Genomic DNA, 21,319 nt, shown 5'->3' on the forward strand with positions numbered 1-21,319 from the left:
TCAGATGAGTGGATTACGTCCTGCATTATCAACATTGATTTTCCTGATGCTTATCACCGGCGGAGCTTACCCGTTGTTGACCACCGCGTTGGGGCAGTGGTGGTTTCCCCACCAGGCTAACGGCTCGCTTCTACGCGAAGATCAAGTCGTTCGCGGCTCTGCGCTCATTGGGCAACATTTTACCGCGGCCGGTTATTTTCAGGGACGTCCGTCAGCTACAGCAGAAATGCCCTATAATCCAATGGCTTCAGGCGGCAGTAACCTGGCAGCCAGCAATCCGGAACTGGATAAACAGCTGCAAAGCCGGATAGCCGCACTGCGTGCTGCTAACCCGCAGGCAAATCCTGTCGTTCCGGTAGAGCTGGTAACGGCTTCTGCCAGCGGGTTGGATAACAATCTGACGCCAGCCGCGGTGGCCTGGCAAATCCCCCGCGTGGCGCAGGCTCGCAACCTCAGCGTTGAAGAGGTCACGCGCCTGGTTGCACAATACACGCAAAAGCCGTTGGTCAGTTTTATCGGCCAGCCGGTGGTGAACCTGGTAGAACTTAATTTAGCGCTGGATAAGCACTGGGAAAAAGGACATGCATAACGAACCCTTACGCCCCGACCCCGATCGCCTGCTGGAGCAGACCGCTGCCCCGCACCGCGGAAAACTAAAAATTTTCTTCGGCGCGTGTGCAGGCGTCGGTAAAACCTGGGCCATGCTGGCAGAGGCCCAACGGTTGCGGGCGCAGGGGTTAGATGTGCTGATTGGGGTGGTGGAAACCCACGGACGCAAAGAGACCGCCGCGTTGCTGGACGGTCTCAGCATCCTGCCGCTAAAGAGACAGGCGCGCCATGGTCGTCATATTAGCGAGTTCGATCTCGACGCGGCGCTGGCCCGCCGTCCGGCGCTCATTTTGATGGATGAACTGGCGCACAGTAATGCGCCTGGCTCACGCCACCCTAAGCGTTGGCAAGACATTGAAGAGCTGCTCGAAGCCGGTATTGACGTTTTTACTACCGTCAACGTGCAGCATCTGGAAAGCCTCAATGATGTGGTCAGCGGCGTCACCGGCATTCAGGTTCGCGAAACCGTCCCCGATCCTTTTTTCGATGCCGCCGACGATGTGGTGCTGGTCGATCTTCCCCCCGACGATTTGCGCCAACGCCTGAACGAAGGCAAGGTCTATATCGCCGGTCAGGCGGAAAGAGCCATCGAGCATTTCTTTCGCAAAGGGAACTTGATCGCGCTACGTGAGCTGGCCCTGCGCCGCACGGCCGATCGGGTTGACGATCAGATGCGTGCCTGGCGAGGGCGTCCGGGGGAAGAAAAAGTCTGGCATACCCGTGACGCCATTTTACTGTGCATTGGACACAATACCGGCAGCGAAAAGCTGGTGCGTGCTGCCGCGCGTCTGGCAGCGCGCCTCGGCAGCGTCTGGCATGCAGTGTATGTCGAAACGCCAGCGCTGCACCGACTGCCCGAAAAACAGCGCCGCGCAATTTTAAGCGCTCTGCGGTTAGCCCAGGAGCTGGGTGCAGAAACCGCCACCCTTTCCGATCCCGCTGAAGACAAGGCTGTAATCCGCTACGCCCGTGAGCATAATCTGGGAAAAATTGTCCTCGGACGTCCGACTACACGACGCTGGTGGCGCAGTGATTCTTTTGCTGACAAACTGGCCCATCGCGCACCGGATCTCGACCTGATGATTGTTGCGCTCGATGAGCCACCTTCGCGCCCTGTGCTACAAACTGCAGATAACCGCACCTTTAAGGATAAATGGCGGGTACAAATTCAGGGTTGTGTGGTTGCCGTCGCGCTGTGCGCCATCATTACGTTGATTGCCATGCAGTGGTTGATGGCCTTTGACGCAGCCAACCTGGTGATGATCTATTTATTGGGCGTGGTGGTTATCGCCCTCTTTTACGGACGCTGGCCGTCGGTGCTGGCAACTTTTATTAACGTCGCCAGCTTCGATCTCTTCTTTATTGCTCCGCGTGGCACGCTGGCCGTTTCCGACGTCCAGTACCTGCTCACCTTCGCCGTGATGCTAACGGTAGGGCTGGTAATCGGTAATCTTACCGCCGGAGTGCGTTATCAGGCGCGGGTAGCCCGTTATCGTGAACAACGTACGCGCCATTTGTATGAGATGTCGAAAGCGCTGGCCGTCGGACGGAGTCAGCAAGATATCGCTGCCACCAGCGAACAGTTTATTGCCTCAACGTTCCAGGCCCGCAGCCAGGTTTTACTGCCCGGTGAGAACGGTAAGCTGGCCCCTCTCACCCATCAACAAGGCATGACACCGTGGGATGATGCCATTGCCCAATGGAGCTTTGATAAAGGGCAACCGGCTGGCGCAGGTACTGACACGTTGCCAGGAGTGCCGTATCAAATTTTACCGTTAAAAAGTGCCGACAAAACGCATGGGCTGCTGGTTGTGGAACCGGGAAATTTACGCCAGCTGATGATCCCCGAACAGCAACGCCTGCTGGAAACTTTCACTTTACTGGTCGCCAGTGCGCTGGAGCGTCTGACGCTAACCGCCAGCGAAGAGCAGGCCCGGTTTGCCAGCGAGCGCGAAAGCATTCGCAACGCGCTGCTCGCCGCCCTTTCCCACGATTTACGTACGCCGCTAACGGTGCTGTTTGGTCAGGCTGAGATCTTAACGTTGGATCTGGCAAGCGAAGGATCGCCGCACGCGCGCCAGGCCAGTGAGATTCGCCAGCACGTCCTTAATACGACCCGACTGGTTAATAACCTGCTGGATATGGCGCGAATTCAGTCTGGCGGCTTTAATCTTAAGAAGGAGTGGTTAACACTGGAAGAGGTGGTCGGCAGCGCCCTGCAGATGCTGGAGCCAGGACTCTCTGCTCCTATTAATTTATCGCTACCAGCACCGTTGACGCTGATCCACGTCGATGGCCCACTCTTTGAACGGGTGCTAATTAATCTGCTGGAAAATGCCGTTAAATACGCAGGTCCAGCGGCGCAAATCGGTATTGATGCCTGCGTCGATGGCGAGCACCTGCAACTGGACGTCTGGGATAATGACCCCGGCATTCCATCGGGTATGGAGCAGCGAGTTTTTGACAAGTTTTCCCGGGGAAACAAAGAGTCATCGGTACCGGGCGTTGGGCTGGGGCTGGCAATCTGTCAGGCCATTGTGGACGTGCACGGCGGTACGATTTCCGTCCACAATCGCACACAGGGAGGAGCATGTTTCCGTGTTACACTGCCCCAGGAAATCCCCCCTGAACTTGAAGATTTTCATGAGGATATGTGACGAACGTACTGATTGTTGAAGATGAACAGGCTATCCGTCGCTTTCTGCGTACCGCGCTGGAAGCCGATGGTCTGCGTGTATATGAAGCAGAAACGCTGCAACGTGGTCTGCTGGAAGCCGCCACGCGAAAACCCGATCTCATCATTCTCGATCTCGGTCTGCCGGACGGTGACGGCATTGATTTTATTCGTGACCTGCGACAATGGAGCGCGATACCGGTAATTGTGCTCTCAGCCCGCAGCGAAGAAAGCGATAAAATCGCCGCTCTGGATGCCGGCGCCGATGACTATCTCAGTAAACCCTTTGGTATTGGCGAGCTACAGGCGCGATTACGTGTGGCATTGCGCCGCCACAACAGCGGCGCGTCTCCCGAGCCAGTGGTGCATTTTTCCAACGTAAAAGTAGATATCGCCGCCCGGCTCGTACATCGTGGTGATGAAGAGATTCATCTGACGCCGATTGAGTTTCGCCTGTTAGCGGTACTGCTGAATAATGCCGGAAAGGTACTAACGCAACGCCAGTTGCTAAATCAGGTTTGGGGACCGAACGCCGTCGAACACAGTCACTATCTGCGAATTTACATGGGACACCTGCGCCAGAAGCTGGAACAGGACCCGGCGCGTCCGCGTCATTTTCTGACCGAAACCGGGATTGGTTATCGGTTTATGCCGTGAATCTAAGCCGAATAAAAAAAGCCGGATCAGCACAAAGCTATCCGGCTTTTTAATTCATGCCGGATAGCGACGCTAGCGTCTTATCCGGCCTACGGTTTACGCGTTTTTCAGCACTTCGCTGACGATTTCAACCGCTTCTTTTTCGATCTGCTTGCGGTGTTCTTCACCGAGGAAGCTCTCGCAATAGATTTTATAAGCGTCTTCGGTGCCGGACGGACGAGCGGCAAACCAGCCGTTGTCAGTCATCACTTTCAGACCGCCGATAGAAGCACCGTTGCCCGGTGCCGCCGTCAGACGTGCGGTGATCGGGTCGCCCGCCAGCGTGCTGGCACTCACCATTTCCGGAGACAGCTTAGACAGCGCCGCTTTCTGTGCGGAGGTCGCACTTGCCTGCAGGCGGTTGTAGCTCGGCGCACCAAAGCGGGCAGCCAGTTCGTTGTAGTGCTCCTGCGGATTCTTACCGGTCACTGCGGTAATTTCTGCCGCCAACAAGCACATGATGATGCCGTCTTTGTCGGTCGACCACGGTGTACCGTCGAAACGCAGGAAAGATGCCCCCGCGCTCTCTTCACCACCAAAGCCAAAGCTGCCGTCGAACAGACCGTCAACAAACCATTTAAAGCCAACCGGCACTTCGACCAGTTTACGCCCTAAATCATTCACCACGCGGTCAATCATCGCCGAGGACACCAGCGTCTTACCAACGGCAACATCTTTGCCCCACTGCGGGCGATGCTGGAACAGGTAGTTGATCGCCACCGCCAGATAGTGGTTCGGATTCATCAGCCCCGCCGGGGTGACAATACCGTGACGGTCGTAGTCTGGGTCGTTGGCAAAGGCCAGATCGAACTTGTCGCGCAGCGCCAGCAGGCCTGCCATCGCGCACTCGGAGGAGCAGTCCATGCGGATTGCGCCATCTTTGTCGAGATGCATGAAACGGAAAGTCTGATCAACGTGATCATTAACGATAGTCAGGTTCAGGTTGTAGTGCTTAGCAATACGCTTCCAGTATTCGATACCGGAACCGCCCAGCGGATCGACACCCAGCGTCAGACCCGCTTTTTGGATCGCCGCCATGTCGACGATGTCAGCCAGTCCTTCAACAAACGGCTGAACCAGATCCTGCTCTGTTACATGGCCAGATGCCAGCGCAGCGTCCAGCGACATGCGCTTCACGCCTTGCAAACCGTCAGCCAGCAGCGCGTTGGCTCTGTCTTCCACCACTTTGGTGACGTTGGTATCTGCCGGACCACCGTTTGGCGGGTTATATTTAATGCCGCCATCTTCCGGCGGATTGTGGGACGGCGTGATCACAATGCCGTCAGCCAGCGGGCCGCCTTTTTTGTTGTGGACCAGGATAGCATTCGACACAGCAGGGGTCGGCGTATAACCGTTACTTTCCTGCACGATGACGTCAACGCCGTTCGCCGCCAGCACTTCCAGTACAGAGATAAAAGCCGGTTCAGACAGCGCGTGGGTATCCTTGCCCACATAGCACGGGCCAGTAATCCCGTTTTTCGCACGTTCTTCAGCAATCGCCTGAGCGATAGCCAGAATATGCGGCTCGTTAAAACTATGACGACCTGCACTGCCGCGATGTCCGGACGTACCGAACTTAACGGCGTGCTCAGCGTTCCCTGCTGTTGGTTTCAGTACATAATACTGTGCCGTCAGTTGGGCGACGTTAATCAAATCACTCTGTTGCGCAGGTTGACCTGCACGGTTGTGGATTGCCATTGCCTGGTCCTTCTAATGCAAGGATTAAATTGTTCCGCAAACCTTTTCAATCAATTCCGCGGGGAATTGCATTGACTGCATGATGTGTTCAACCATGCTGCATTTACGGCCGGTATTGGTGTTGGTGATCACCCAGTACGGCGTGCCTGGCACGTGTTTCGGTTTGGTTTGATTACCATTTTTCAGCAGCGTCTGTTCATCTGCTGCAAAATAAACGCGCGTACGGCCATGCAACGATTCCGTTGCTTCGGCGAACGCGTTTTGATCCAGTGAATAGAGTGTAGACAGCACCAGCATAAAGCGATTTACTGCTTTCTTCTGTTCCGCGTATTCGTCGGACAGCAGCAGTTCACGCATCGCGCGCACTTTATCTTTTACGGGGTTAACCGGCTTAGCTTCCACGACAGGTTGCACAGCGCGGACTTCTTTGACTATCGGAGTGACAGGCTGTGATGCGGCGGAAAATTTCAACATACGCCGTAAAATGTCGGATGCGCTCTCGCCAATATGCTTGGTGTGGCTGGCAATATAGCTATAGAGTTCATCATCAACTTCAATCGTTTTCATCTTAATCCAGTGCAGTGTTTAGCTGAATACAAGTTGTCGGGGTAAACACACGTAGTGTAAAGGCAAATCCCAACAGCGGATAGCGTCAAGCCTGGTGGCCAGCAAAACTCAGAGTAACCGTAGTTGTTGCAGCCATGTGGCAGAATGGTCAACATGATACCCTAACCCGTGAGTGTGAAAAAAAGAACTTTGCCATGAAATTGAATATCCGAGCGCAATCTGCGCAAAACCTGCACAATAATTCTCCCATCGTCCTGGTTCACGGCCTGTTTGGCAGTCTGGATAACCTGGGGATCCTGGCGCGCGATCTGGTGGTCGATCACGATATCATCCAGGTCGATATGCGAAATCATGGCCTCTCCCCTCGTTCCCCTGAGATGAATTATCCGGCCATGGCGCAAGATTTGCTGGATACGCTGGACGCTCAGCAAATAGAAAAGGCGACCTTTATTGGTCACTCGATGGGGGGAAAAGCCGTCATGGCATTAACCGCGCTGGCTCCTGATCGTATCGATCGACTGGTGGCCATTGATATTGCACCGGTCGACTATCAAGTTCGCCGTCACGATGCGATCTTTACCGCTATTAATGCCGTAACCGATGCCCAGGTCACTTCGCGTCAGCAGGCGGCCAGCGTCATGCGTCAGCATCTGCATGAGGAAGGCGTAATCCAGTTTCTGCTGAAATCTTTCGTCGACGGCGAATGGCGTTTTAACGTTCCCGTGCTGTGGGATCAGTATCCTCATATCGTCGGTTGGGAAACCATTCCTGCGTGGGAGCACCCGGCGCTGTTTATCCCTGGCGGCAACTCACCGTATGTTACCGAAGCGTATCGCGAACAGCTGCTGGCGCAATTTCCGCAGGCTCGGGCGCATGTTATTGCTGGAGCCGGTCATTGGGTGCATGCGGAAAAACCGGAGGCGGTGCTGCGCGCCATCCGTCGTTATCTGAACGAACACGCTAACTGATTAAAAACTCAGCGTCTGCGCGCGATTACGCGCGTGGGCGTTGGCGTGTCACCCCTGCTGATGTATTATGGCGCGCTATCCATCCGGGCAGACGCCTGGCTGATTGTTTCCCCGAAGTCACCAAGATCATGGCCAAAGAACAAACGGACCGTACGACATTAGATCTGTTCGCGCAGGAGCGTCGCCCGGGACGACCCAAAACTAATCCGCTCTCGCGTGATGAACAGTTACGTATTAATAAACGTAATCAGCTTAAGCGTGACAAAGTTCGCGGGCTTAAGCGTGTCGAACTGAAACTGAACGCTGATGCCGTTGACGCTCTGAACGAGCTGGCGGAGGCGCGCAACATGAGTCGCAGTGAACTCATCGAAGAGATGCTGATGACCCAACTCAGCACATTGCGCGGTCAGGCATAGTCTGAATTTCTGCTCTAAATCATAAATCGTGTAGCACAGAGTGCAGTCCTGCGTGTTTGCTGTTTCCGCATGCCTGACTGTTCTGCTATGATTGCCCTTATCCGTGGGCAATGCGCCACCACCATTTCAATAAGTTTCAAGAGGTTATTTAACTCATGGCAATCACTGGCATCTTTTTCGGCAGCGACACCGGTAATACCGAAAACATCGCAAAAATGATTCAAAAACAGCTTGGTAAAGACGTTGCCGATGTTCATGACATTGCAAAAAGTAGCAAAGAAGACCTCGAAGGTTATGACATTCTGCTGCTCGGCATCCCAACCTGGTACTACGGTGAAGCGCAGTGTGACTGGGATGACTTCTTCCCTACCCTCGAAGACATTGATTTTAACGGCAAACTGGTTGCATTGTTCGGCTGTGGCGACCAGGAAGATTACGCAGAGTATTTCTGCGATGCGTTAGGCACAATTCGCGACATCATCGAACCGCGCGGTGCAACCATCGTTGGTCACTGGCCGACTGCGGGTTATCACTTTGAAGCGTCTAAAGGCCTGGCTGACGACGACCACTTTGTCGGTCTGGCTATCGATGAAGATCGCCAGCCAGAACTGACAGCAGAACGCGTAGAAAAATGGGTTAAGCAGATCTCTGAAGAGCTGCACCTCGACGAAATCATTAATGCCTGATTTCGTGCGGCGTAGATTTCCATCTGCGCCGCATCAATAGATAAAACCAATCAAAATAATTGCTACAAATTTGTAACTTTTTCGTCTGACCCTGTACAATGGCTGGATGCCAATCGGGTGTTGCACAGTGTGTTTGTCGGCGATACCACGTTTTGATTAACAATATATGCCAGAGACTTGCAGTTTTCATTTAGCCATGGCAGTTCTATAATGATACGCATTATCTCAAGTGCAATTTCTGTCACTTCTGTTAATGAAGTGAATCGTTTAGCTACAGGACAGATTCCGCATGACTGACAACAATACCGCATTAAAGAAGGCTGGCCTGAAAGTAACGCTTCCTCGTTTAAAAATTCTGGAAGTTCTTCAGGAACCGGATAACCATCACGTCAGTGCGGAAGATTTATACAAACGCCTGATCGATATGGGTGAAGAAATTGGTCTGGCGACCGTGTATCGTGTGCTGAACCAGTTTGATGATGCCGGTATCGTGACCCGCCATAATTTTGAAGGTGGTAAATCCGTCTTCGAACTGACTCAACAGCATCATCACGATCACCTCATCTGTCTCGACTGCGGCAAAGTGGTTGAGTTCAGCGATGATTCCATCGAAGCGCGCCAGCGTGAGATTGCGGCTAAACATGGTATTCGTTTAACCAACCATAGTCTCTATCTCTACGGCCACTGCGCTGAAGGCGATTGCCGCGAAGATGAGCATGCCCACGACGGCAAATAATGTAATGCTTTTTGAAAAGCCAACCTTCCGGTTGGCTTTTTTTATGGGCATTACCTGCCCTTTTCCCCTTCCCTACGCTCCTGTGTTGCTTTAATGTAAAAATCAATTGCCCCTTCCGGAGAGTCGAAATGGAACTTCGCCAGCTACGCTATTTTGTGCGCATTGTAGAAACAGGCAGCATGGGTAGCGCGGCGCTCGATCTCAATATCGGGGTTTCGGCACTCAGCCAGCAAATGTCGCGTCTGGAAAACGAACTCGCTATTCGCCTGCTGCAACGCACCTCACGAGGCGTGACACCCACCAGCGCCGGGCTGGCTTTTTACTCCCAGGCGCAGCTGGCGCTTCGTCACGCAGACGACGCGATCCTCGCCGCACGCGAGTCCCGACTTTCCGGACACGTCAGCGTCGGCATGGCTCCCAGTACCGCTTCCGTTCTCGGAATGCCGTTTATCAACGCCATGCAGGAAAGCTACAGTGATGTCCGTCTGCATGTGGTGGAAAGCCTCTCTGGCAATCTGGAGCGGATGATTAATACCCGCCAGATTGATCTGGCTGTCGTGTTTCAGAAAGAAAAGATCCTGCGCTGGAGCGCCATACCGATTCTCGAAGAGCGGCTGTTTTTGATTGGGACTCATGCCTTACTGGCTGATATTGCCGATGACAATATTGCTCCAGCCCAGCTGGCAAGTATCCCATTGATAATGCCAAGCCCGGGCCACGGTCTGCGCGGCAGGCTGGAAGCGATTTGTCAGGAACACGCGCTGAACATTGAGATCGCCACGGAAATTGATGGTCTGGCGCTACTCATGCGTGCCGTGCGCAGTGGCATTGGTGCCACTCTCCAGCCCGGCGCGGCAATTTCCCATCTCGATAAAGAGACGCTAAGAGTGATCGGCGTCCACAATCCAATACTTAGCCGCCCCAACTTTCTGGTGAGTCTCTCAGACGATGAACTCACCCCGGCAGGCCTCGCGGCCCGTGTGGTGCTGACGAAAGTGATGCATCAACTGGTGGAAGCAGGAAGCTGGCCTGGCGCCATCCTTTACAATAACTAAAGTACCGTTTAGCACTACGTCATAGCGCCCGCACAAGCTGCGCGTATACATTTCAATTACAAATTTAACAAATGGTTAAATGGTAATGGAGTATACGATGGTTGATGTTCTGGTGATTGGTGGTGGCAATGCCGCGTTATGCTCTGCCTTGTCCGCCCGGGAGCAAGGAGCTTCGGTACTTCTGCTCGAAGCGGCTCCCCGGGAATGGCGCGGGGGAAATTCCCAACACACGCGTAATCTGCGCTGTATGCATGATGCGCCGCAGGATGTGCTGGTAGAAAGCTATCCGGAAGAGGAGTTCTGGCAGGATCTGCGCCGCGTCACGGAAGGAAATACCAACGAAGCCCTGGCACGTCTGGTGATCCGTACCTCTTCCCAATGCCGCGACTGGATGCGCCAGCACGGCGTTAACTTTCAGCCTCCTCTCTCTGGCGCTTTGCACGTGGCGCGTACCAACGCCTTTTTTATGGGGGGCGGAAAAGCCCTGGTGAATGCCTATTACCGCAGCGCAGAAAAGCTGGGCGTACAAATCCGCTACAACACACCGGTACAGACGCTTGAACTGCACAACGGCGAGTTCGTGGCGGCGCTGGCAGGCAAAGAGCGTATCACAGCGAAATCCTGCGTGCTTGCTGCTGGCGGATTCGAATCTAACCGGGAGTGGTTGCGCGAAGCCTGGGGGGAAAATGCCCGCGGCGAGTGGCCTGCGGATAACTTTCTAATTCGCGGCACGCGTTTTAATCAGGGCGTACTGCTCAAATTTATGATGGATGCTGGCGCAGACATTATCGGCGATCCCTCCCAGTCACACTGTGTGGCAATTGATGCCAGAGCGCCATTATATGACGGCGGGATTTGCACCCGCGTGGACTGCGTTTCGCTCGGTATTGTGGTGAACCGGGACGCTGAGCGTTTTTATGATGAAGGTGAAGATTTCTGGCCCAAACGCTACGCCATCTGGGGACGTCTGGTCGCTCAACAGCCAGGACAGATTGGCTACTCCATCATCGACAGTAAAGCTATCGGACACTTCATGCCTCCGGTCTTTCCTGGCACGCAGGCCAATACGCTGGCTGAACTGGCCTTTCAGTTAGGACTGGATGCCGAACGCTTTACCCACACCGTGACAGAGTACAACAACGCCTGCCAGCTAGGTCAGTTCGACCATACCGTTCTGGATAACTGCGCCACTAAAGATTTGCTACCCGCGAAAACGCATTGGGCGCGACCGCTGGATCAACCGCCTTACTACGGCTACGCCCTGCGGCCAGGAATCACCTTCACTTATCTTGGGTTAAAAGTGAACGAACGCGCCGCTGTACATTTTGCAGGGCTTCCAAGCCGTAACCTGTTCGTCGCCGGAGAGATGATGGCGGGCAACGTGCTGGGCAAGGGTTACACCGCAGGCGTGGGGATGTCGATCGGCACGACCTTTGGCCGCATTGCCGGAAAAGAAGCCGCGCTGGCCGCACGTAAGGAGACACGTCATGAAGCAGCTTGAGAAACTGATCATCGAAGCGCAAATTATCACCGAACCGGAAGCGGAAGTTGAACGCGTGATGCAGGTGTGTAACGCCTGCCGCTATTGCGAAGGCTTTTGCGCCGTGTTCCCGGCCATGACTCAGCGTCTGGAATTCGGTAAAGCGGATATCAATTATCTGGCAAACTTGTGCCATAACTGCGGCGCTTGCCTGCACGCGTGTCAGTATGCCCCGCCTCATGAATTTGCCATCAACGTGCCGAAGGCGATGGCGGAAGTCCGGCTCGAAACCTATCAGCATTACGCGCAGCCCGCCGCTTTTGGAGCGCTATATCGTCGCGCAGGCGTAACCGTGACGCTGGCGCTGGTATTCGGTCTGATCCTGTTTTTACTCCTCGCTATAGGTTTGAAAGGTTCACTATTACATCCACCGCTGGCCGGGGATTTCTATCAAATTTTCCCGCATAACCTGCTGGCCTGGATGTTTGGTTCGGTCTTTGTTCTGGCGATCGGTTTGCTGATGGCAGGCGTGATCCGCTTCTGGCGCGAGATTTCTCCGGGCATGCCGCGTTCCGTCGAGATTGCTGAAGCCTCACACAATGCGCTGACGCTGAAGTATCTCGATGGAGGCCATGGCAAAGGTTGTAACGAAGCGGATGATGCTTTCACCCTGATGCGTCGCCGTTTCCACCACTTCACCTTCTACGGTTTTCTGCTCTGCTTTGCCGCCACCGTGGTGGCAACAGGCTATCACTACTTTGCCGGCATAGAAGCACCCTACCCGTTCTTCAGCGTTCCGGTCATGCTGGGCACTTTGGGTGGCATTGGCCTGGTTGTCGGCCCGGCTGGCTTGCTATGGCTTAATCTCAGGCGCTCACCGCTACACGGCGACGCCCGGCAAAAACCGATGGATCGCGGTTTTATTTTGCTGCTGCTGCTGACCAGTCTGACCGGTCTGGCGCTGCTGGCAGGAAGAGATACCTCATGGATGGCTATTTTACTGGCCATTCATCTCGGCGTGGTCATGGCGCTTTTTCTGACCATTCCTTACGGAAAATTTGCCCACGGATTTTACCGCTGCGCAGCCTTACTCAAGTGGGCGATTGAGAAACGGCGCGGCAAACAGGCGGGAGTCTCAGGCGACTAACCCGCAAACTCTTACCTCTATAAATATTATGATAAGACAGTGGAGCAAACCCAATGACACAACAACCATCGCGCACCGGAACTTTCGGCGCAATACTGCGGGTAACCAGCGGTAATTTTCTCGAACAGTTCGACTTTTTTCTGTTCGGGTTTTACGCCACCTATATCGCAAAGACTTTCTTCCCCGCGGAGAGTGAGTTTGCCGGGCTCATGTTGACCTTTGCGGTTTTCGGTTCGGGTTTTTTAATGCGGCCGGTTGGCGCAATCGTGCTGGGTGCTTATATCGACAGAATTGGTCGCCGCAAAGGACTGATGGTGACGCTGGCGATCATGGGCTGTGGGACCCTGCTGATTGCCCTGGTTCCCGGTTATCAAAGTATTGGCCTGCTGGCTCCTGTGCTGGTATTAGTCGGTCGATTATTGCAGGGCTTCTCTGCGGGCGTAGAGTTGGGCGGCGTTTCGGTTTATCTTTCTGAAATCGCCACGCCTGGCAATAAAGGTTTCTACACCAGCTGGCAGTCCGCCAGCCAACAGGTTGCCATTGTGGTGGCAGCGCTGATTGGCTACGGCCTGAATGCCACGCTGGGGCACGATGAAATCTCTGAATGGGGCTGGCGCATTCCGTTCTTTATTGGTTGTATGATTATTCCGTTGATCTTCGTCCTGCGCCGCTCGCTTCAGGAAACGGACGCATTTTTACAACGTACACACCGTCCCGACACCAGGGAAATTTTCACCACTATCATCAAAAACTGGCGTCTGATCTCAGCGGGTACGCTGCTGGTGGCGATGACCACAACGACGTTTTACTTTATTACCGTCTATACCCCGACCTATGGCAGGGCTGTACTCCATCTGAGCGCTCGCGACAGCCTGGTCGTCACCATGCTGGTCGGTATTTCTAACTTTATCTGGCTGCCGATTGGCGGAGCGATTTCTGACCGAATTGGTCGCCGCCCGGTATTGATGGGGATTACCGTACTCGCTCTGATCACCACCTGGCCGGTCATGCACTGGCTCACCGCCGCGCCAGATTTTATGCGCATGACGTTGGTCCTGCTTTGGTTCTCGTTCTTTTTTGGTATGTACAATGGGGCAATGGTCGCGGCACTCACCGAGGTGATGCCTGTCTATGTCCGTACGGTGGGTTTTTCACTGGCCTTCAGTCTGGCTACGGCGATTTTTGGCGGTCTGACACCCGTCATATCCACGGCACTGGTTCAGCTAACCGGAGATAAAAGCTCACCGGGATGGTGGCTGATGTGCGCGGCACTTTGCGGACTCGCCGCCACGGCAATGCTGTTTGTCCGGCTGAGTCGGAGTTATCAACCAGTGGAAAATAAGCTCTGAAATGCAAACGGGCGGAAAATTCTCCGCCCGTTGTCTTTTTCATTTTTTGAATTACTGTGCGGCATTCTTGCTGCGAATTTCCTGCCAGACCTTGTCACAATCAGCATTAACGGACTGACCGTTACCCGTGCGCGTGGCCTGGATACACTGCTGATAATCCAGCACACGTACGCTTTCTTCATTGGCAAACTGCTGGTGCTGTTTTTCTTTCTTCAGTACATTCAACACGCTTTGGCAGGCTTCTATTTTTTCCGGCGATCCTTGAGCGGTATTAATACACGCGCTGTAGGCTTCTTTCAGACGGCTGTCCTCTTTCGGCGCAGGAGATTGCGCACACGCCACCAGCCCTGATGCCATAACGGCAATGAGTATCAGTTTTTTCATAGCACTTTCCTCAACGAAGCGGCAGGCCCCTGGCCTGCCGCTGTTGGCATTAGAAGATGGTGAACGGAGCAATAACGATGAACTTCACGTCGCGCTCATCCTGGAACATGTTGCCGTAGCCACCGCCCCAGCTCGGAATGTCTGAATGGTTGTCGTACTGAGTGAAGTGCAGCTTAAACATGGTGCCCTTCGCACGACCATCCTGCAGGGTGTAGACCGCATCCAGGCTGTAAGAAGATTCTTCGATAGTCCGGTTTTTGTCGTAGTACGCATCCGGGTTAAGCTGCCAGGTTGATGGCTTAGCATCCCATGCGTAAACGTAGGACGCGCCTACCGCCCAGCCCGGCAGATTCCAGTTCTTCAGGTCATACATTGCGCCGAAGAAGACTGCCTTTTCACCGTTGGCGTTGAAGTCAGAACGGTTATCCCACCAGACATCCAGACGACCGTTTGAAGAGGCATAGGTTGGGGTCATACGCTGCAGGAAGTAACCCTGCTGGCCGTCCGCTTTAACCCAGGTCCCTTCCAGACGAAGGTCAACGACCTCTGCCACTTTGTAGCCAAAAGTCAACGCCTGCAACCAGGCAGTACCATCATAAATATCGTTCACGGTACGATCATCAACCTTGTCGCGTGCACCGTAGAACTGGTAGCTGGTGGTAAATGGGTTACCGCCTAAATCGAATTTGTAGCTGGCTTTTGCGAAGTACTGATCGACGTAACCTTCAGACTGACCAAATGCCGCTTCCAGCAACAGGTTATTTTTGAAGTCATATTTCGCGCCAATTGAGTGCAAGTAATCAACGCTGGTCTTTTTATCAGCCTGATAGAATTTATCGACTTCGGTATGCCACGGTGCTTTATATTCGTTAGCCCACATATAGGAGAAGCTCAGCGCGCCAGCATCACCATAGTCGAAGTTGGCACCGGCTTCAGCACCCTGATAGGTACCTGGCATAAAGCTCCAATGCGGTGCCAGCAGAGTCTGCCCGGTTGGTTGAATGTAACCGGCACGCGCCCAGGTTGGGCCGTATTTAAATTTAGCTGCTGCTTTATAAAGGCTAATCCCGCTCTTATCTCCGGAGTAATCCTCGTCATAGCCTTTATTTTTGGAAGAGAATGCGATTTCGTTTGGATGGCCGCTTTCGCTACTTTCGTTCATTTCAATAGCGGTAAATGCTGCGATATCAATACCAAACATATCGGCCGCATAACCGGACTGGAAGTCGAGGTTAGCGTTCCAGGTGGAGTGAGAAAGGTTGGTTTTGTATTTGTCATGATCGGTCACATCTTTACGGTCACGCTCACGCTGCCAGTAATAGATGCCGCCGGTTAAGGTTGAGTCATCAATAAATCCTTCGGCGTGTACCTGGGGAGCAACAACAAAACCCGACATTGCTGTGATACCGGCGATAGCCAGCGCCAGCGTACTACGTTTGCCACTAAACGTACGCATATGTTAATCCTCTTTGACGTATAAAATGCTGCCGACAAAAGCGGACAGCGAAAAAACAAAAAATAAAAAAAGTAGCGCTAAGAAAACCTCAGTGACTACAATGAATAGACTATTTTTCGCGACGCGAATTATCAATCTCTTTCTGTAACGAGTATGTAATAGTATGAGCAACCGCACATATTTCATTGCTTTCTGTTACATTTTCATTGGAAGATAAAAAAGCGTTGAAAAATAAAGAAAGCGCTTGTTTTCCATGGAGATGAAATCGGTTTCAGCCCATTTCACATTGAGATAAGTTATTTAAACGCAAAAACATTCAGCCAAACCATTATTACAAGCATGTAATTAATTCGCTCCGCAAATGGAGCCTGTTACACGTTTTTTTTGCGAAAAAAAACGCCGCATGAAGCGGCGTTTAGACAGGATGTGTTGCGGCTTATTCGCCCGCTTTAGCCCACGTATCACGCAGACCAACGGTACGGTTAAACACCAGCTTTTCAGCCGTTGCATAACGGCTGTCCAGGCAGAAGTAACCTTCACGCTCGAACTGGAACGCTTTACCTGCAACCGCTGCCTGCAGCGACGGCTCACCGTAACCCTGCTTAATGACCAGCGATTCAGGGTTAATAACAGACAAGAAGTCTTCCGCCGCACCTGGATTTGGCACGCTAAACAGACGGTCGTACAGACGGATTTCAATCGGTAGCGCATGGGACGCGCTCACCCAGTGAATAACGCCTTTGACTTTACGACCATCGGCCGGGTCTTTGCTCAGGGTGTCGGCATCGTAGGTGCAGAAAATGGTGGTGATATTTCCTTCCGCATCTTTCTCAACACGTTCGGCTTTGATCACATAAGCATTACGCAGGCGTACTTCTTTGCCCATCACCAGACGCTTGTACTGCTTGTTCGCTTCTTCACGGAAGTCTGCGCGATCGATCCAAATTTCACCGCTAAATGGCACTTCACGGCTGCCCATTTCCGGTTTGTTCGGATGGTTAGGCATGGTGACCAATTCGCTTTCGCCCTGCGGATAGTTTTCGATAACCAGTTTAACCGGATCGATAACCGCCATCGCGCGCGGGGCGTTTTCGTTCAGATCTTCGCGGATACAGGATTCCAGAGAAGCGATCTCAATGGTGTTGTCTTGCTTGGTCACGCCAATGCGTTTGCAGAACTCACGGATCGCGGCAGCGGTGTAACCGCGACGACGCAGGCCAGAAATCGTCGGCATACGCGGATCGTCCCAGCCTTCAACGTGCTTGTCGGTCACCAGCAGGTTCAGCTTGCGCTTGGACATCACGGTATATTCCAGATTCAGGCGCGAGAATTCGTACTGACGCGGATGAACCGGAATGGTGATGTTGTCCAGCACCCAGTCGTACAGACGACGGTTATCCTGGAACTCAAGCGTGCACAGGGAATGCGTAATGCCTTCCAGCGCATCGCTGATGCAGTGGGTAAAGTCGTACATCGGGTAGATGCACCACTTGTTGCCGGTCTGGTGGTGTTCGGCGAACTTAATGCGGTACAGCACCGGATCGCGCATCACAATAAACGGCGACGCCATGTCGATTTTCGCACGCAGGCACGCTTTACCTTCTTCAAAACCACCGGCACGCATTTTTTCGAACAGCGCCAGGTTCTCTTCGACGCTACGATCGCGGTACGGGCTGTTTTTGCCTGGCTGAGTCAGCGTGCCGCGGTATTCGCGGATTTCGTCCGCTGACAGTTCGTCAACGTACGCCAGTCCTTTATTAATAAGCTCTACCGCATAGGCGTGAAGCTGATCGAAGTAATCCGAAGAGTAGCGAATATCGCCAGTCCAGTGGAAACCTAACCATTCAACGTCGTTTTTAATCGACTCAACGTACTCGATATCTTCTTTAACCGGGTTCGTATCATCAAAACGCAGGTTGCACTGGCCCTGGTAATCTTGCGCAATGCCAAAGTTCAGACAAATGGATTTCGCGTGGCCAATGTGCAGATAGCCATTTGGCTCCGGCGGAAAACGGGTATGGATAGTGGTGTGCTTACCACTGGCCAGATCTTCATCGATGATCTGACGAATAAAGTTACTCGGGCGGGCTTCAGCCTCACTCATCGTGGATTCCTCAAAGCGTAAACAACGTATAACGGAGTATGATCTTATAAGCGACGTCAGGAGACAACTATTAGTTGCACAAAAAAGGTGTTTCAACAGGATATATGAGGGCATTTGCTGCAAAAAAAAGCGGCGGAGGAATATCCCCCGCCGCTTAAGGCACTTAACTCACTTTACTCAGGAGCAGTTATTTACCTTTAATCTCATATAGTGGTGTTTGACCGGCAACCACATGACCTTCGGCTTTAATAACCAGAGCGCCGAAATCATCGCTGTTGCTGCACACAACCGGGCTTATCATGGAACGTGCGTTAGCGTTCAGGAACTCCAGATCCATTTCCAGAATCGGTTGGCCTGCAGTAACCTCCGCACCTTCTTCGACCAGACGCTTAAAGCCTTTGCCTTCCAGCGCTACGGTATCGATGCCCATATGGACCACGATTTCCGCGCCTTTAACCGTTTCCAGGCAGAACGCATGGTTAGTGTTGAAGATTTTCACGATGGTGCCCGCAGCCGGAGCAACCACGATTTTATCCGTTGGTTTCACTGCCACGCCGTCGCCTACAGCTTTACTGGCGAAGGCTTCATCAGGAACCTGTTCCAGCGCAACTACGTCACCAGTAATCGGAGAAACCAGCGCTTCAACGGTGACTGCATTCGCTACAGCCTGCGGTTTTGCTACTGGGGCCGCTGCTGCTGGCGCACTTTCACCAGATGCTGCTGCCACCGGGCCACGCGCGACAACTTTCTTCATTTCGTCGCCGATGGATTCGGCTTTCGCACCCACGATGACCTGGATAGTTTGCTTGTTCAGCTTAACTACTCCAGATGCACCTAAACGCTTACACATCGCATCGTTTACGCGACCGGAGTCGGCAACAGTCAGACGCAGACGAGTGATACAGGCATCAATCGCTTTCAGGTTATCAGTACCGCCAACCGCTGCAATGTAGTTGGTTGCCAGTTGAGCCAAACCTTCTTCAGTGTTGCTGTTGGCTTCTTCAGTAACGATATCGTCTTCTTTATCTTCGCGGCCCGGCGTTTTCAGGTTAAACATACGAATAACCGCGCTGAACAGCACAAAGTAGATAACGAAGAACACCAGCCCCATCACCACCAGCATCCAGACGTTCTGGCTTGCTGCCGGCAGGTTGTACATCAACACGTAGTCGATAGCACCTGCGGAGAAGGAGAAGCCTGCGTGGATCCCCAGCAGTGTTGCAACGAACAGGCTGATACCCGTTAACAGTGCGTGCAGGAGGTACAGCAGTGGAGCCAGGAACATGAACAGGAATTCCAGCGGCTCGGTAACACCGGTCAGGAACGCGGTGATCGCAACGGACAACAGCATACCGCCAACCATCGGACGACGTGCTTTAGGAGCCGCGAAGTACATCGCCAGCGCCGCACCCGGCAGACCAAACATCATGATTGGGAAGAAGCCAGACATGAACATACCCGCAGTGCCGTCACCCGCGTAGAAGCGGTTGATGTCACCGTGGAATACGGTACCTGCAGCGTTAGTAAATTCGCCAATCTGGAACCATGCGATGGTGTTCAGCACCTGATGCAGACCGGTTGGGATCAGCAGACGGTTGATGAAACCAAAGATACCGGAACCCAGCGCACCAGCGCCCACGATCCACTCACCACCCGCATGGATGGCATTCTGTACCGGCGGCCATACGTAACCGAAGATAGCAGCCAGCACCAGACAGAAGAAACCAGTGGCGATCGGCACAAAGCGTTTGCCGCCAAAGAAGCTCAGGAAGTCAGGCAGTTTGATACCAGACCAGCGGTTATACACGGCACCGCCGACCAGACCGGTGATGATACCAGCCAGCACGCCCATATTGATTGCAGGGTTAATGGTAACCATTGCTTTGGTCAATATGAAATAACCGACCGCACCTGCCAGCGCTGCCGCACCTGCGCTGTCTTTTGACCAGCTGGAAGCAACACCGATCGCAAAAATTAACGCGAGGTTATCAAAGATGGCCCCACCCGCTTGCGCGATGAAGGGTACGTTAAGTAAATCTGGTTGGCCGAATCGCAGCAGCAGTGCCGCGACTGGCAGCACAGCGATGGGGAGCTGTAACGCCCTACCCAGCCGCTGGAAAAAACCTAAAATATTCATTTTATTCCCCCTACGAGACCCCGATTAGGCTTCTTTGAAGCCATATTTTTATTGTGCGACCATTCCTGACAGCAAGATTCTGGAACAACGATATTAACCATTCATCTACATTCAGAGTGTGTGAAAAATTAATTCGTATCGCAAATTAAAAGCGTGTTTTTTGTGATTCCAGTCACCAAATATCGTTATTAACCCTCCCCTTCACTGGCTAACTACGAAAACTTATTTTATCATTCAAAAAATCGAAACGGATTGATCCTTACCGATGCAAAACCAGGTTACGCTTATTACTGCACAGAGACTCAATCCGCCAATTGCTTACATTTACTTTTGAGGTGAAGAATGAGACTGATCCCCCTGAATACCGCTGAACAAGTCGGCAAATGGGCTGCTCGCCATATCGTTAACCGTATTAACGCGTTCAAACCAACGGCAGATCGTCCGTTCGTTCTGGGCCTGCCGACTGGCGGTACTCCGCTGACAGCTTATAAAGCATTGGTTGAAATGCACAAAGCGGGCCAGGTGAGCTTCAAGCATGTTGTTACTTTCAACATGGACGAATATGTTGGCCTGCCGAAAGAGCATCCGGAAAGCTACCACAGCTTTATGCACCGCAATTTCTTTGATCACGTTGATATTCCAGCAGAAAATATCAACCTCCTCAATGGTAACGCGCCGGATATTGATGCAGAATGCCGTCAGTATGAAGAAAAAATCCGTTCTTACGGTAAAATCCACCTGTTTATGGGCGGTGTAGGCAACGATGGTCACATCGCGTTCAACGAACCAGCTTCCTCTTTGGCTTCCCGTACCCGCATCAAAACGCTGACTCACGACACACGTGTTGCTAACTCACGCTTCTTTGACGGCGACGTAAGCCAGGTGCCTAAATATGCGCTGACCGTTGGCGTGGGTACCCTGCTGGATGCTGAAGAAGTGATGATCCTGGTTCTGGGCCACCAGAAAGCACAGGCGCTGCAAGCCGCCGTTGAAGGCAACGTTAACCACATGTGGACCATCAGCTGCCTGCAGTTGCATCCAAAAGCCGTTGTGGTCTGCGATGAGCCTTCCACCATGGAACTGAAAGTGAAGACGCTGAAATACTTCAACGAGTTAGAAGCGGAAAATATTAAAGGTCTGTAATTGATGTCTCCGCC

Annotated in this window: 19 protein-coding genes; 13 read left to right on the top strand and 6 right to left on the bottom strand. The window is 52.9% G+C overall.

Annotated features, from left to right (window positions below; all coding sequences use genetic code 11):
* The first annotated feature begins 4 nt into the window (after window positions 1–4).
* From kdpC to kdpE, 3 genes are read left to right on the top strand one after another with little or no spacing between them, the layout of a single operon-like run.
* Window positions 5–589: a potassium-transporting ATPase subunit KdpC gene (gene kdpC / locus OGX94_RS02475; RefSeq protein WP_286568600.1), complete on the top strand. Its 585-nt coding sequence runs from the start codon at window positions 5–7 to the stop codon at window positions 587–589.
* Window positions 582–3,266 (top strand): two-component system sensor histidine kinase KdpD, encoded by a 2,685-nt coding sequence (gene kdpD, locus OGX94_RS02480; RefSeq protein ID WP_286568602.1) that lies wholly within the window; start codon window positions 582–584, stop codon window positions 3,264–3,266. Before kdpC ends, kdpD begins: the two co-directional genes overlap by 8 nt.
* Window positions 3,263–3,940: a two-component system response regulator KdpE gene (gene kdpE / locus OGX94_RS02485; RefSeq protein ID WP_257661491.1), complete on the top strand. Its 678-nt coding sequence runs from the start codon at window positions 3,263–3,265 to the stop codon at window positions 3,938–3,940. Before kdpD ends, kdpE begins: the two co-directional genes overlap by 4 nt.
* 96 nt (window positions 3,941–4,036) lie before the next feature.
* Here the strand turns inward: kdpE and pgm are convergent, their stop codons facing one another.
* Both pgm and seqA read right to left on the bottom strand, forming a co-directional pair.
* A complete protein-coding gene (gene pgm, locus OGX94_RS02490) occupies window positions 4,037–5,677 on the bottom strand; it encodes a phosphoglucomutase (alpha-D-glucose-1,6-bisphosphate-dependent) (protein ID WP_257661490.1) in 1,641 nt (546 codons plus the stop codon).
* A gap of 24 nt (window positions 5,678–5,701) precedes the next feature.
* Entirely contained in the window at window positions 5,702–6,244 is a 543-nt protein-coding gene (gene seqA / locus OGX94_RS02495) for a replication initiation negative regulator SeqA (RefSeq protein ID WP_003022848.1), read from the bottom strand.
* Between the two features lie 194 nt (window positions 6,245–6,438).
* On the opposite strand from seqA, the gene ybfF reads away from it, so the two are divergent.
* The 9 genes from ybfF (at window position 6,439) to OGX94_RS02540 (ending at window position 14,081) form a co-directional block, all read left to right on the top strand.
* On the top strand, window positions 6,439–7,212 hold the full coding sequence (ybfF, locus tag OGX94_RS02500; RefSeq protein WP_032934546.1) for an esterase: 774 nt from the start codon (window positions 6,439–6,441) through the stop codon (window positions 7,210–7,212).
* Between the two features lie 128 nt (window positions 7,213–7,340).
* On the top strand, window positions 7,341–7,628 hold the full coding sequence (gene ybfE, locus OGX94_RS02505) for a LexA regulated protein (RefSeq protein WP_003831362.1): 288 nt from the start codon (window positions 7,341–7,343) through the stop codon (window positions 7,626–7,628).
* A gap of 155 nt (window positions 7,629–7,783) precedes the next feature.
* A complete protein-coding gene (fldA, locus tag OGX94_RS02510) occupies window positions 7,784–8,314 on the top strand; it encodes a flavodoxin FldA (RefSeq protein ID WP_003022839.1) in 531 nt (176 codons plus the stop codon).
* A 210-nt stretch (window positions 8,315–8,524) separates the two neighbouring features.
* Window positions 8,525–8,611, top strand: a complete 87-nt coding sequence (locus tag OGX94_RS02515) for a ryhB-regulated fur leader peptide (RefSeq protein ID WP_100247215.1) — start codon at window positions 8,525–8,527, stop codon at window positions 8,609–8,611.
* On the top strand, window positions 8,604–9,050 hold the full coding sequence (gene fur / locus OGX94_RS02520) for a ferric iron uptake transcriptional regulator (protein WP_003022836.1): 447 nt from the start codon (window positions 8,604–8,606) through the stop codon (window positions 9,048–9,050). Before OGX94_RS02515 ends, fur begins: the two co-directional genes overlap by 8 nt.
* Before the next feature lie 128 nt (window positions 9,051–9,178).
* Window positions 9,179–10,105, top strand: a complete 927-nt coding sequence (gene tcuR / locus OGX94_RS02525; protein WP_003831357.1) for a tricarballylate utilization LysR family transcriptional regulator TcuR — start codon at window positions 9,179–9,181, stop codon at window positions 10,103–10,105.
* 97 nt (window positions 10,106–10,202) lie between these two features.
* On the top strand, window positions 10,203–11,606 hold the full coding sequence (gene tcuA, locus OGX94_RS02530) for an FAD-dependent tricarballylate dehydrogenase TcuA (protein ID WP_286568626.1): 1,404 nt from the start codon (window positions 10,203–10,205) through the stop codon (window positions 11,604–11,606).
* Complete coding sequence (tcuB, locus tag OGX94_RS02535; protein WP_063940701.1) at window positions 11,593–12,732, top strand: tricarballylate utilization 4Fe-4S protein TcuB; 1,140 nt, start codon at window positions 11,593–11,595, stop codon at window positions 12,730–12,732. The genes tcuA and tcuB overlap by 14 nt, the downstream gene beginning before the upstream one ends.
* 53 nt (window positions 12,733–12,785) lie before the next feature.
* Window positions 12,786–14,081, top strand: coding sequence for an MFS transporter (locus tag OGX94_RS02540; protein WP_286568628.1), 1,296 nt, complete (start codon window positions 12,786–12,788; stop codon window positions 14,079–14,081).
* A gap of 51 nt (window positions 14,082–14,132) precedes the next feature.
* On the opposite strand, the gene OGX94_RS02545 is transcribed toward OGX94_RS02540, so the two are convergent.
* The 4 genes from OGX94_RS02545 to nagE form a co-directional block, all read right to left on the bottom strand.
* Entirely contained in the window at window positions 14,133–14,465 is a 333-nt protein-coding gene (locus OGX94_RS02545; protein ID WP_063940703.1) for a ChiQ/YbfN family lipoprotein, read from the bottom strand.
* A 49-nt stretch (window positions 14,466–14,514) separates the two neighbouring features.
* A complete protein-coding gene (gene chiP / locus OGX94_RS02550; protein ID WP_003831346.1) occupies window positions 14,515–15,921 on the bottom strand; it encodes a chitoporin ChiP in 1,407 nt (468 codons plus the stop codon).
* A gap of 436 nt (window positions 15,922–16,357) precedes the next feature.
* Window positions 16,358–18,025, bottom strand: a complete 1,668-nt coding sequence (gene glnS, locus OGX94_RS02555; protein WP_063940704.1) for a glutamine--tRNA ligase — start codon at window positions 18,023–18,025, stop codon at window positions 16,358–16,360.
* A 187-nt stretch (window positions 18,026–18,212) separates the two neighbouring features.
* Window positions 18,213–20,162 (bottom strand): PTS N-acetyl glucosamine transporter subunit IIABC, encoded by a 1,950-nt coding sequence (nagE, locus tag OGX94_RS02560; RefSeq protein WP_003831342.1) that lies wholly within the window; start codon window positions 20,160–20,162, stop codon window positions 18,213–18,215.
* Between the two features lie 342 nt (window positions 20,163–20,504).
* On the opposite strand from nagE, the gene nagB reads away from it, so the two are divergent.
* Complete coding sequence (nagB, locus tag OGX94_RS02565; protein WP_003022803.1) at window positions 20,505–21,305, top strand: glucosamine-6-phosphate deaminase; 801 nt, start codon at window positions 20,505–20,507, stop codon at window positions 21,303–21,305.
* The last annotated feature ends 14 nt before the right edge of the window (window positions 21,306–21,319 follow it).

Source organism: Citrobacter sp. Cpo037 (genome assembly GCF_030332945.1).
Lineage (GTDB): Bacteria > Pseudomonadota > Gammaproteobacteria > Enterobacterales > Enterobacteriaceae > Citrobacter > Citrobacter portucalensis.